This window comes from Hymenobacter gelipurpurascens, from assembly GCF_900187375.1.
Classification (GTDB): Bacteria; Bacteroidota; Bacteroidia; order Cytophagales; family Hymenobacteraceae; genus Hymenobacter; species Hymenobacter gelipurpurascens.
The window spans coordinates 1,363,622-1,375,579 of record NZ_FYEW01000001.1; the positions used below are offsets into that span (position 1 = coordinate 1,363,622).

General features: G+C 56.0%; 7 protein-coding genes and 3 tRNA genes. 4 read left to right on the top strand and 6 right to left on the bottom strand.

Going from position 1 to position 11,958, the window contains the following annotated elements; all coding sequences use genetic code 11:
* Positions 1-100: 100 nt before the first annotated feature.
* The 4 genes from CFT68_RS05775 (at position 101) to CFT68_RS05790 (ending at position 6,317) form a co-directional block, all read left to right on the top strand.
* Positions 101-793 (top strand): SIR2 family NAD-dependent protein deacylase, encoded by a 693-nt coding sequence (locus CFT68_RS05775; protein WP_088842446.1) that lies wholly within the window; start codon positions 101-103, stop codon positions 791-793.
* Between the two features lie 16 nt (positions 794-809).
* Positions 810-1,403 (top strand): metal-dependent hydrolase, encoded by a 594-nt coding sequence (locus CFT68_RS05780; protein ID WP_088842447.1) that lies wholly within the window; start codon positions 810-812, stop codon positions 1,401-1,403.
* A 59-nt stretch (positions 1,404-1,462) separates the two neighbouring features.
* A complete protein-coding gene (locus CFT68_RS05785) occupies positions 1,463-5,185 on the top strand; it encodes a BamA/TamA family outer membrane protein (RefSeq protein WP_088842448.1) in 3,723 nt (1,240 codons plus the stop codon).
* 136 nt (positions 5,186-5,321) lie between these two features.
* Positions 5,322-6,317 carry a Ppx/GppA phosphatase family protein gene (locus CFT68_RS05790; RefSeq protein WP_170934706.1) on the top strand — a complete coding sequence of 332 codons (996 nt, stop codon included), beginning with the start codon at positions 5,322-5,324 and terminating at the stop codon, positions 6,315-6,317.
* Between the two features lie 84 nt (positions 6,318-6,401).
* On the opposite strand, the gene ppk1 is transcribed toward CFT68_RS05790, so the two are convergent.
* From ppk1 to CFT68_RS05820, 6 genes are all read right to left on the bottom strand, one after another.
* Positions 6,402-8,684, bottom strand: a complete 2,283-nt coding sequence (gene ppk1, locus CFT68_RS05795; RefSeq protein ID WP_088842449.1) for a polyphosphate kinase 1 — start codon at positions 8,682-8,684, stop codon at positions 6,402-6,404.
* A 52-nt stretch (positions 8,685-8,736) separates the two neighbouring features.
* On the bottom strand, positions 8,737-9,117 hold the full coding sequence (locus CFT68_RS05800) for a RidA family protein (protein ID WP_088842450.1): 381 nt from the start codon (positions 9,115-9,117) through the stop codon (positions 8,737-8,739).
* A gap of 56 nt (positions 9,118-9,173) precedes the next feature.
* Complete coding sequence (gene gyrB, locus CFT68_RS05805; RefSeq protein WP_088842451.1) at positions 9,174-11,162, bottom strand: DNA topoisomerase (ATP-hydrolyzing) subunit B; 1,989 nt, start codon at positions 11,160-11,162, stop codon at positions 9,174-9,176.
* 435 nt (positions 11,163-11,597) lie between these two features.
* Positions 11,598-11,671 (bottom strand) — tRNA-Arg (locus tag CFT68_RS05810).
* 52 nt (positions 11,672-11,723) lie between these two features.
* Positions 11,724-11,797 (bottom strand) — tRNA-Pro (locus CFT68_RS05815).
* A 48-nt stretch (positions 11,798-11,845) separates the two neighbouring features.
* Positions 11,846-11,933 (bottom strand) — tRNA-Ser (locus CFT68_RS05820).
* Between the last annotated feature and the right edge of the window lie 25 nt (positions 11,934-11,958).

The following is an 11,958-nucleotide window of genomic DNA, read 5'->3' on the forward strand; positions in this document are numbered from 1 at the left end:
CTGGCAGGGAATGGCTGTTCAGGAAACGTAAAAACCACTTTACCGGGCAACAGGAACTGCCTTACTATCGTCTCTACTGCATTCAATTAACCCCGATACTATGAGAGAAAAACTGGTAGTACTGACCGGCGCGGGCATTAGTGCAGAGAGTGGCCTAGCCACCTTCCGGGGCTCCGATGGGCTTTGGGAAGGGCACCGCGTGGAAGATGTAGCCTCACCAGAAGGCTGGGCCCGTAATCCGGAGCTAGTGCTTGATTTCTATAACCAGCGGCGCCAAGCAGCCCGGCTGGCGCAACCCAATGCGGGCCATCTGGCCCTGGTGGCGTTGGAACAGGCCTACGATGTAGTTATCGTGACCCAAAATGTAGACGACCTACATGAGCGGGCCGGTAGCTCCCACGTGATTCATCTGCATGGTAAGCTGATGGAATCGCGCAGCACCCGCCATGAGGAGCTGGTGTACCCGATGACTTCCGATGTAATTCAGCTTGGTGATGTCTGTGAAAAAGGCCATCAGTTGCGGCCTAATATTGTATGGTTTGGGGAGCAGGTGCCGCTTATGGAGCAGGCCATGCAGGAAGCTGCCACCGCCGATGTATTTCTGGTGGTCGGGACTTCGCTGCAGGTATACCCCGCTGCCAGCTTGCTACACTATACCCGCCCCGATTGCCCGATATATATAATCGACCCCAATCAGCCGCCGGTTTCGGCAGGGCCAAACGTGCATTTTGTACGGGAGCCCGCCACTACCGGCGTTCCGCGTGTGGCGCAGGAATTACTATCAGGCAACTAAAACTAGCATTGGCCCTATGGCTTCTATTTTCGGGCACACACTGTTGGGTGCCACTCTAGGGAAACTGCTGCTTCCCGACAAACGCTATTGGCAGTGGTGGCTGGCGGCCGCAGCCTGTGCATTTCTGCCCGATATTGACGTAATCGGTTTTAAGTTTCAGGTGGCCTACGGCAGTTTGTGGGGCCACCGCGGCCTTACGCATTCCTTGCTGGCGGCCGCGGCGCTAGCGTCGGCTCTTACTGGCCTACAGCAGCTTCGGGCCAATCCTGGGAGGGCAGTTCCGAGTGGGCGACTATGGCTCCTGTTGTTTCTGGCTACTGCCTCGCATGGCTTGCTCGATGGCATGACAACAGGTGGACTGGGAGTTGCTTTCTTCAGCCCATTTGATGCGGAGCGCTATTTCCTGAGCCTGCGGCCCATTGCGGTATCCCCTATTGAAGTGAAGAAGTTTGTAGGCGAATGGGCTACTCGGGTGCTGCTCACTGAGGTGCTTTGGGTGGCCCTGCCCTGTGTCGTTGTGCTACTACTGCAACGTCTGCTCCGTAGGCCACTTGCCTCATCAGAGGCAGACCCAAATAGAAGAAGTACAAGCGCAACTGGCATAAATTAAAACAGAATTAAATCGTTGCGACTTAATCTCCGTAGAACAGGCTCCACTATGACTTCTTTATGCCTCTACGTTACACTGGTGCATTTCTGGCAGGCCTAGGTCTGGCAGTCACTTTTCCCGCTTTTTCGCAGTCGGTCACGCCCGCGCATACTGTATTCCTACTCGGCAATACGGCCACGGCAGAATTGCCCGCGAGCCACCTGCAGGCCCTGCGCCGCACGCTGGAGCAGCAGCGCGGTACATTTACGTTAGTGCATCTGGGTGATATTGTGGGCAACGAGGGCCTGGGAAGCAAGCGCGACTCTAGCCAAGCCGGCCAAACCGCCCGCGCCGATGCCCTGATTGCACTGGTCCAGGGCCTACCCAATGGCAAGCTGTACTTTGTACCTGGTGATAAGGACTGGGCTAATTCCGGCCCCGATGGCCTGAAGCGTGTACGCCGCCTCGAGAAATACATCGAAGACAAGCTCCCCGATCAGAATGCCTTCGCTCCTACCGGAGGCTGTCCTGGCCCAGAGGTGATAGATGTAGCGCCCCAGGTGCGCCTCGTGGCCATCAACTCGCCCTGGTGGACGCACCCGTATGAGAAAACGGAAGCGCCCAACACGGACTGCAAAACCATGACGAAGGAGGAATTCCGGGAGCAGCTGCAGGATGTGCTGGACGATACTAAAGGGCGTAACGTGCTGCTCGTAGGCCACCAGCCCGTGCTTAGCAATGGCGTATACGGTGGCAGCATGCCCCTAAGCCGCCACTTGCTGCCACCAGTGGCGGGCACTATTTATGCGGCCTACCGCCAAAACGTAGGCACGCCGCGCGATATGGCAAACCCGGCCTATCAGGAATTCCAGAAGGAAATGCTGAACACGCTGCGCGAAAACCCCGGCGCGGTGTACGCCGCCGCCCACGATTTCAGCCTGCAGCTGACCCGCAATGATGACAGCTACCACATAGTTTCAGGCTCCTTCGCCCAGAAGCAACACGTAGGTCACAACCGCAACTCCCAATTCAATGAGTCCCAGGAAGGATTCTCGCGGCTCGATTACTACGCCGATGGCAAGGTAACTTCCGCTTTTTACACCTTTGAGGGCAACGGTTCTACCGCCAAAGAGGCCTACACGGCTACCTTGTTTCAATCGGCTTGCCAGGAGCCGCGCCTGCCCAATATTCCGGTCAACAGCTTTATCCCGGAATGCCCCACGGCCCCTAAAGGCGTGGCAGAAATGAAGACTGATGCTGCCTTTCAGCCCACCCAACAGCTGGCTGCTGGCCCTCAGTATGTCGGCACTGGCTCATCCAGGTTTTGGCTCGGCGACTTGTACCGCACTTCCTGGACGCAGCCCGTGCAAGTCCAGACCTTAAACCTAGCGACCGAAAAAGGTGGCCTACGGCCCTTCGGACGCGGGGGTGGACGCCAGACTACCTCGCTCAAGCTCATTGCCGCCGACTCCTCGGAGTACGTATTCCGCTCCGTAGATAAGGACGTGACGCGCATTCTGCCCCCAGAGCTGCGCAACTCCTTTGCCGCCGACGTGCTGCGCGGCATTACGCCCACGGCGCACCCCTATTCGGGTCTGGTTATTACTTCTCTGCTAGATAAGACGGATATTCTGCATGCGCGCCCCCGGCTGTTCGTGCTACCCGACAACAACCAGCTAGGCCCCTACCGCCAGGAATACGCCGGTTTGTTGGGCACGCTGGAAGACCGCCCCGTCGATCCGAAGCCCAACTTGCCGGGCTACGGCGGCGCCGATAACATCCGGCGTTCCTTCAGCTTTTTCCGGCAGCTGTATAAAGACAACGATAACCGCATTGATGCCGTGGCTCTGGGCCGCGCACGGGCATTTGATATGCTGGTGGCCGACTTCGGCAAGCACGAAGATAACTGGAAATGGGCGGGCTACGAAGACGGCAAAAAGACCGTGTACAAGCCCATTCCGCGCGACCGGGACCAGTCGTTTACGCTCTGGAATGGCAAGCTGACCTACCTGGCCAACCGGGAGTGGGCCGTGCCGAGCATCGAGGACTTCCAGTCGGAGTTTCATGATATGAAAAGCCTTAACTGGCCCGCCCGCCACCTGGATAGATTCCTGCTACAGTCTCTGAACCGGGAGCAATGGCAGGAAATCGGGCGCTACCTGCAGGCCCAGATCACGCCGGCGGCCATTGACGAAGCCACGGCCCAGCTCCCACCCGAGATGATGCCGCTCTCCGGCAATGACCTGAACCGCAAGCTGAAAGCTCGCATTCAGGAACTGCCCAAAGCCCTCGACGAGTATTACCACCTGTTGGCTAAGCGCGTTGATGTAGTAGGCTCCAATAAGGCCGAAGTCTTTCAGGTAGACCGCCAACCCGATGGCAACGTGCGGGTACGCATGTTTGATAAAGCCAAGGAAGGCAACGGCCCCAACGGCGAACCGCTGTTTGACCGCACCTTCCTGCCCAGTGAGACCAAAGAAGTAAGCCTCTATGGCCTAGATGGCAAGGATACGTTCACAGTAACGGGCGCCGCAAGTAACAGCGTGCTGGTGCGCATCATTGGTGGCGAGGGGAAAGACCAGATTGCCGACGACTCACGCGTAAGTGGCCTACGGGCGCTTACGAAGGTGTACGACGTGCCCGATACGGAACTGAAAGCCGGCCCCGAAACCGACAACCACTTCTCCGCCCGCCCCACCATCAACCGCTACGACCGGGAGCAGTTTGAGTACAACAGCTACAAGCCTCGAGCTACCATCATCTACAACCAGAGCGACGGATTCGGGGCCGGAATTGGGGCCGATTTTGTGCAGCAGGGCTTCCGCAAGCCCGGTTTCAAATCGATGTACTCGTTTGATGTGCGGGGCTCCAGCAACGGCAACTTCCAGGTGGCGCTGGCCTCGCGCTACCGCTACGCGTTTGGCAAGTGGGACATTGGCGCCCGCACCGAGTACGGCAACTTTTTCCCGTTCTATAACTTCTTCGGCCTCGGCAACAACACTACCAAGGACCAGAATCTTTACAACGACAACTTCTACAAAGCCCGTTACAAAGGCTTTACCCTGGGTGCCTTCACGGAGCGGGTGTTTTTGCAGCGTAGTGTATTTCGCATAGGCCCCACTTACGAGCAGTACACGTCTAACTACGCCAATAACAGCTATCTAGGCCAGTTGCTGCAGAATCCGGATCCGGCCACTGATGTTCCGAATGCCAGTTTTCAGCGCCTTATTGGCCTGAATGCACTGCTGGACCTGGACCTGCGCGACCGGCAGAACTTTGCCCGCCGCGGCGTACGACTGCGGGTGCAGCACGATAGTTACCATCAGCTAAACCGTGGAAAAGGCAACTTTGGCTTGACCCAAGGCTATGCAGATTACTACGGTACAGCCCGTTTGGGTATTCCGGTAACGCTCGTGCTCAAGGCGGGCGGCGCCACAAACTACGGCAACGACGACGAAATTCCGTTCTACAAGTTCACCAGCTTAGGCCTACGCGAAAACCTACGGGGCTACTACCGCAACCGCTTTACCGGCGACGCCAGTCTGTACGTAAACACGGAACTGCGCTTGGCCCTGGGCCGGGTACGTACATCCTTCCTGCCGTTCTCCTACGGCGTCTTTGGCTTCTACGACAAGGGCCGCGTGTACTATAAAGGGTCGTCGCCCGATGGCTGGCACGATGGCTACGGCGCGGGTTTCTACATTGCCCCCGTTTCCGATCAGTTTGCCTTGTCGGTATCGTATCAGAAGTCGCCGGAAAATGGCCTTATACAGTTTGGACTAGGTTTCCGCATCGATAATTGAATGGCATCCTGATGCTTAGCACGCCTTGTTCCTTCGGGGGCAAGGCGTGTTGTGTAGTAGCACTGGCCTAGGCCACTTCCATACCCACCCGGAACGGCTATATTTGGCCAATCAACTTCCACTTCCTGTTCTGCCGATGGACTATCCTCTCCTGAAATTAGCCGCCATTGATATAGGATCGAACGCGGTGCGTTGCCAGATTTCGGCAGTGCTGCACTACGGCGATAAGTACCGTCTGAAGCGCGTAGAGTATGTCCGCTACCCCTTGCGGCTTGGCGAAGACGTATTTGCGACCGGCGAGATTTCGGAGAAAAAACAGGAGAAGTTCATCAAGTTTCTGCACGCCTTGCGGCTCCTGATGGAGGTGCATGATGTAGCACCCAACCATTACCTCATCTGCGCCACTTCCGCTATGCGCACGGCCCTCAATGGCCAGGAAGTGGCGGCCCGCATTCAGCAAGAACTTGGCATGACGGTGCAGGTGATTGATGGCCAAGCAGAAGCGGCCTACATCAACCGCGTAATTGAGCACTTACTCGAAGACAACAAGCACTACCTCCACATTGATGTGGGCGGCGGCAGTACCGAGTTCAACATCTACTACAACCGCCGCAAAGTAGCCTCGCAGTCGTTTGAGGTAGGCTCCATCCGGCGCATGCAGCAGGCCGAATCTGGCCTAGCGGGCACCGATGCCCAGAATGCTACGTGGCAGCACATGGAGGAGTGGGTAAAGGAAAACGGCCGCCGCTACCACGTTTCCCGCGCCATTGGTACGGGAGGCAACATCAACAAGCTCTACAGCATGGCTCAGCCATCGGTAGATAAGCCGGTTTCGCGCCGCCGCATCGGCACCATCCTCGACCACCTGATGAGCATGAGCATGGATGAGCGCGTGAACGTAGCCCTGCTGAACCCCGACCGCGCCGACGTCATCATTCCAGCTGGCCAGATTTACCTATCCGCCATGGAATGGGCCAACATCCACCAGATGATTGTACCCGATATCGGCTTGAAAGACGGGATGCTGCAAACCTTGTTTGAGGAGCATTTCGAGGAGTTTCGCTCCAAAGACGACCACAAGATAGGCTCCCCGAAAACCACTGTACAAAGCAGGCCTACGGAAATAGAATAAGCCACTAGGCCTGTCATGCATCAAAAGGAAGCCCCAGACTCTTGTAAGTCTGGGGCTTCCTTTTGATGCATGACAGGCCTGATTTTACGCTATGGGCTGAAATTCCTCTCCGCCCAAATCTACCGGTACCGGTGGCTCCGGCTGCGAGTCAGCGGGGTCGGGGGCGTTGGGCCGGTCATCGGCCGGAATGGACTCCTGCCCATCTGCGGTGTTATGAATGGCCGAAACCTCTGCCCGACACAGGTATTCGTCGTACAAAGCCGTTTCAGCCACCATGCCAAAGTTGCGCTGGTAAAACTCCTTGTGCACGTTGAACACGGGCTCATCTTCGGCGGGCTGGCGACGGATGTAGGCACCGTCTTCCCGCATCAGGTAAGTATTCTGGTTATCCTTGAGATTGAAGTATAGAATGTTGATGGCCTCGCGCTTCAGCTGCGGGTTCACAATCAGAAACAGGGCCTCAATACGCCGATCAAAGGAGCGCACCATCAGGTCGGCAGAGCCTGCGTACACTTTAGGGTCGCCGGCTTGGTGGAAATAGAACATGCGGGAGTGCTCCAGAAAGTCGCCCACGATGCTGCGCACTTCAATGTTCTCGCTTAGACCTGGCCTACCGGGCCGCAGGCAGCAAATACCGCGCACAATGAATCGAATGGGCACTCCGGCTTTGGAAGCCCGGTAGAACTCATCCATCATCTCCCGGTCTTCAAGGGAGTTCATCTTCATCACGATGCCGCTGGGCAAGCCCTTTTTAGCATTGCGCACTTCCTCCCGAATCAGCGAAATAAGCTGCTGACGCATGTCCTTCGGTGCCGTAATCAGATATTCGTAATCGTCGGGCTGCGAGTGGCCCGTGATTACGTTGAAGAATTCCGACACATCGTGGCCGTACACATCGTTGGTTGTGAGCAGGCTCACGTCGGTGTAGATGCGGGAGGTTTGCTCGTTGTAGTTGCCGGAGCCGATGTGCACGTAGCGCGTCACCTTCTCCCCTTCCTTCCGGATGATCATGAGCATTTTGGTGTGCGTCTTGTACTTGCTCACCCCATAAATCACGAAGCAACCGGCCTTCTCCAGCCGCGCACCTTCCCGGATATTACGCTCCTCATCAAAGCGCGCCTTCACCTCAAACAGCACCGATACGTGCTTGCCGTTCTCGGCGGCCTTCAGCAGTGCTGCCGTCACGCGCGAGTCGTCGGCAAGGCGATAGATGGTCTGTTTGATACCCAGTACATGCGGATCTTCCGCAGCCTGCTCCAGCAGCTCCACTACCGGCTCAATGCTGTTGTAGGGGTGGTGCAGCAGCACATCGTGCGTCTTCAGGTATTCGAAGAGGTTTTCTTCAGCTCCTTCGGGCAGGCTCAGGGGCGTAACCGTCGAAGGAATCTTGGCCGCTTTGCCACGGAAATTTGGGTGTTTCAGAATCTGCAACACCCCCTTCATATCAATGAGAGAGTTGATGACGAACACGTTGCCGTTATCAATATTCCAGCGCTCCTTCAGCACGCCTGTAAGCGCATTAGAGGCATTCGGCTCCACTTCCAGGCGCACCACACGGCCCTTTTTGCGCGTCTTGAGGCCTAGCTGAATTTCCTTGATGAAGTCAACGTCGATATCATCGGATTCCTCCAGCGTGAAGTCGCCGTTGCGGGTAATGCGGAACATATCGGCCGACACAATTTCCACGTTGCGGAAAAGTTTCGGCAGGTTGGCCCGCACGATTTCCTCAATAGGCACGAAGATGACTTTGTCTTTGCGCGTAAGCTCAAAGAACCGCGACAGGTTCTGGGGAATCTGCACAAACGTCAGGCGCTCTTGCCCTTTCTCGGCCTCCGCATCACCGCCCGCCGAGCGCGTCACGACTCCGAAAATGAGCATGGAGTTCATCATCAGCGGGAAGCCATGGTACGAGTCGTAGACCATGGGCGTGAGCAGCGGGAAGATGGTGTTCTTGAAGTAGCCATCGGCCTTCTTCAGCTCCAGCTCTGTCAGCTCCGACATCTTCAGCACGTTGAAGCCGTTCTTCTCGAACAGCGGCTTCAACTCGTTCAGATAGGTCATCGACTGGTCGTTGACGAACCGGTGCGCGAAATCCAGCAGCTTCCGGCGGAACGGCAGCTCCCGTAGGCCAGAGTAATCGACGCGTTCCTTGCCGTAATCTAGATAGTTATACAACGAGCCCACCCGAATCATGAAGAACTCATCGAGGTTCGAGGAGGTGATGGCCATAAACCGCAGCCGGTCAAACAACGACCGGCTCGGGTCTTTGGCTTGGTCCAGCACGCGGTAATTAAACCGCAACCAGCTCAGGTCGCGGCTGATGTACTTGCTTTTGCGAATGAGGTCTGCGGACTTGAAGAGTTTCATACGAGGAAGGAAAGGCCAGACAAAATACGAGCAAATGGCCTTGGTAGTAAATCTAATCTAGAATAATAGCCGTGGCCTCCATCTCAACCAGTAGCCGAGGATCGATTAAGGCTTTCACTTCCAGCATAGTGGAGGCCGGACGGATGGCACTAAAAACCTCGCCATGCGCTCTGCCCACTGCTTCCCAGTCGTTGATATCCGTCAGATAGATGCGCGTACGCACCACATGCTGGTAGCCGGCGCCGGCTTCCCGGAATGCTAGGCCTATCTTCTCCAGTATTCGCTTGGCTTGAGTATACGCATCTAGGCCAGTTATAGTAGCGCCGTCCTGGGCGGTGGTGCCGGCTACTTCTACAACGTTGCCTACCCGCACCGCGCGGGAGTATCCCACAATCGTCTCCCAGGGTGCACCTGAAGAAATAAGTTGCCGCATGTGGCCTAGAGATTATAAAATAAAAAAGGCCCGCTTTGCAGCGGGCCTTTTCGTGCTTACACGTCGAGTTTCGCGTATTTGGCGTTTTTCTCGATGAACTCGCGCCGGGGCGCCACTTCATCACCCATCAGCATGGAGAACAGGTGGTCAGCTTCAGCAGCCGATTCAACGGTTACCTGCTTGAGAGAGCGGGTTGAGGGCTGCATGGTGGTGCTCCAGAGCTGCTCGGCGTTCATTTCGCCCAGACCTTTGTAGCGCTGCACGTTCACCGTTTCTGGTTTGCCGCGGCCCATGTCTTCCTGCGCCTGCTGGCGCTCGGTTTCCGTCCAGCAGTAGCGCTCTTCTTTACCGCGCTTCACGAGGTACAGCGGCGGCAGCGCGATGTAGATATAGCCGTTGTCTACCAGCTCCCGCATGTAGCGGAAGAAGAAGGTCAGGATCAGGGTCCGGATGTGCGAGCCGTCGATGTCGGCGTCGGTCATGATGATGACCTTGTGGTAGCGCAGCTTGGTGGTGTTGAGAGCCTTGGCATCGGCCTCAATTCCCTTCTCCACGTCGGCATTCACCCCAAAGGACACACCTAGGGCCGTAATCATGTTCCGAATTTCTTCGTTTTCCAGAATCCGGTGCTCCTGGGCTTTCTCAACGTTCAGGATCTTACCACGGAGCGGCAGAATAGCTTGGAACGCGCGGTTACGGCCTTGTTTGGCCGTGCCACCTGCTGAGTCACCTTCGACAAGGTACAGCTCGCAGATTTCCGGATCCGATTCGGAGCAGTCGGCCAGCTTACCGGGCAGGGAGGTAGAGCCCAGCACCGTTTTGCGCTGCACCATCTCGCGGGCCTTACGAGCCGCAATCCGGGCCTTGGCAGCCAGAATCACTTTCTCGACGATGATGCCGGCCTCCTTCGGGTTTTCCTCCAGATACTGCGTCAGGATTTCGCCTACCGCCGTGTTCACGGCGCCGCTTACCTCGTTGTTGCCCAGCTTGGTTTTGGTCTGGCCTTCAAACTGAGGCTCCTGCACTTTCACCGAAATAACGGCCGTCAGACCCTCGCGGAAGTCCTCACCCGAAATTTCCACCTTCGCCTTTTCCAGCTTGCCCGACTTGTCGGCGTACGCCTTCAGGGTGCGGGTCAGGGCCGAGCGAAAGCCCGCTACGTGCGTGCCACCTTCGTGGGTGTTGATGTTATTTACGTAGCTGAAGATGTTCTCCTGGTACGAGTCGTTGTATTGCAGGGCTACTTCTACCGGCGTGTTGCCCTTCTCACTGATTACGTGAATAGGCGCAGGCATAAGCGCCCGGCGCTCCGAGCCATCGAGGTACTGCACGAACTCCGCTAGGCCACCTTCCGAGTAGAAATCCTCGGTCAGGAACTCAGCGCCGTTCTCACCTTTCTCCCGACGGTCAGTCAGGGTGATGCGGATACCCTTATTCAGGTACGACAGTTCCCGCAGACGCGAGGCTACCGTAGCGTACTTGTACACTGACTCCGTGAAGATCGTATCATCGGGCAGAAACTCTACCTGCGTACCATGCTCTTCAGTTTCGCCAATTTCCCGAACGGGATACTGGGGAGCACCAATTTTGTACTCCTGCTCGTACATTTTGCCGTTGCGGCGTACGGTCACTTTCAGGTCTTTGCTGAGCGCGTTCACGCAGCTCACACCCACACCGTGTAGGCCACCTGATACCTTATAGCTGTCCTTATCGAACTTACCGCCGGCGTGCAGCACCGTCATAACCACTTCCAGGGCCGAGCGGCCTTCTTTCTGGTGGAAATCGACGGGGATACCGCGGCCGTTGTCGCGGACGGTAATGGAGTTGTTCTCGTTGATGGTAACCTGAATCGTGTCGCAGTGACCGGCCAAAGCTTCATCGATAGAGTTATCGACTACTTCCCACACCAGATGGTGCAAGCCTTTGATACCAGTGTCCCCAATGTACATGGAAGGACGCTTGCGCACGGCTTCGAGCCCTTCGAGTACCTGAATGCTATTCGCGGAGTACTCGGCGGGGGCTTTTTTCTCTTTCGTTTCGCTCATATTGCGGAGGGTTCAGCGCTGACAGTCTAAGTAGGCAAAGATATCGAAAATATCCGGTTTTTGCCACTGTTTGCCCGGTTTTGGGCATTCTTATCTAAACGCTACGCAAGCGAATATAGTGCCTTAAAAATCTCTTGATTTATGTACTGCTTCTGGGGTGTTTGCTGAGCCGTAGGCAACTCGCTTTTACGGCGAAGGAATTCGTTTTTTGTCAGCTGTATGTACGCCAGCACTTAGTATATTGAAGAGGAAGCCTTCTCAATACTCCGTTCAGGCTTTTCCATCCTGTTGAGCACGAAGAAGCAAGTCTCATTAGTAAAATGCCTGGTTCACATCCTTCACAATGCCCAAATGCAGAGAACTGTAGGCCAGTCTGGCAAGCACCGATAACAAAAAAGCCACCCAGCAAATATGCTAAGTGGCTAATTAACAGAGTGGCCCCGATGTGATTCGAACACATGACCGGCTGCTTAGAAGGCAGCTGCTCTATCCAGCTGAGCTACGGGGTCAAAAACAAAATAGCCGCCCGCCCCATTGGTGGGCGGGCGGCTATCAAGTACGTCGGGGTGGCAGGATTCGAACCTGCGGCCTCCTGCTCCCAAAGCAGGCGCGATACCGGGCTACGCTACACCCCGAAAAAAATTGAGTTTTTTCCGGAAGAATGAACTCAACGTGACAAACAGTGGAGAGGGGGGGATTCGAACCCCCGGTAACCTTTAGAGCTACGGCAGTTTAGCAAACTACTGGTTTAAGCCACTCACCCACCTCTCCAGCGGGACATCCTTTTCGTCTAAAA

What these genes read in the sequence shown, in the direction of transcription:
- CFT68_RS05775 (WP_088842446.1), top strand. Translation starts at nt 101, where the DNA reads ATGAGAGAAAAACTGGTAGTACTGACCGGCGCGGGCATTAGTGCAGAG.
- CFT68_RS05780 (WP_088842447.1), top strand. Translation starts at nt 810, where the DNA reads ATGGCTTCTATTTTCGGGCACACACTGTTGGGTGCCACTCTAGGGAAA.
- CFT68_RS05785 (WP_088842448.1), top strand. Translation starts at nt 1,463, where the DNA reads ATGCCTCTACGTTACACTGGTGCATTTCTGGCAGGCCTAGGTCTGGCA.
- CFT68_RS05790 (WP_170934706.1), top strand. Translation starts at nt 5,322, where the DNA reads ATGGACTATCCTCTCCTGAAATTAGCCGCCATTGATATAGGATCGAAC.
- ppk1 (WP_088842449.1), bottom strand. Translation starts at nt 8,684, where the DNA reads ATGAAACTCTTCAAGTCCGCAGACCTCATTCGCAAAAGCAAGTACATC.
- CFT68_RS05800 (WP_088842450.1), bottom strand. Translation starts at nt 9,117, where the DNA reads ATGCGGCAACTTATTTCTTCAGGTGCACCCTGGGAGACGATTGTGGGA.
- gyrB (WP_088842451.1), bottom strand. Translation starts at nt 11,162, where the DNA reads ATGAGCGAAACGAAAGAGAAAAAAGCCCCCGCCGAGTACTCCGCGAAT.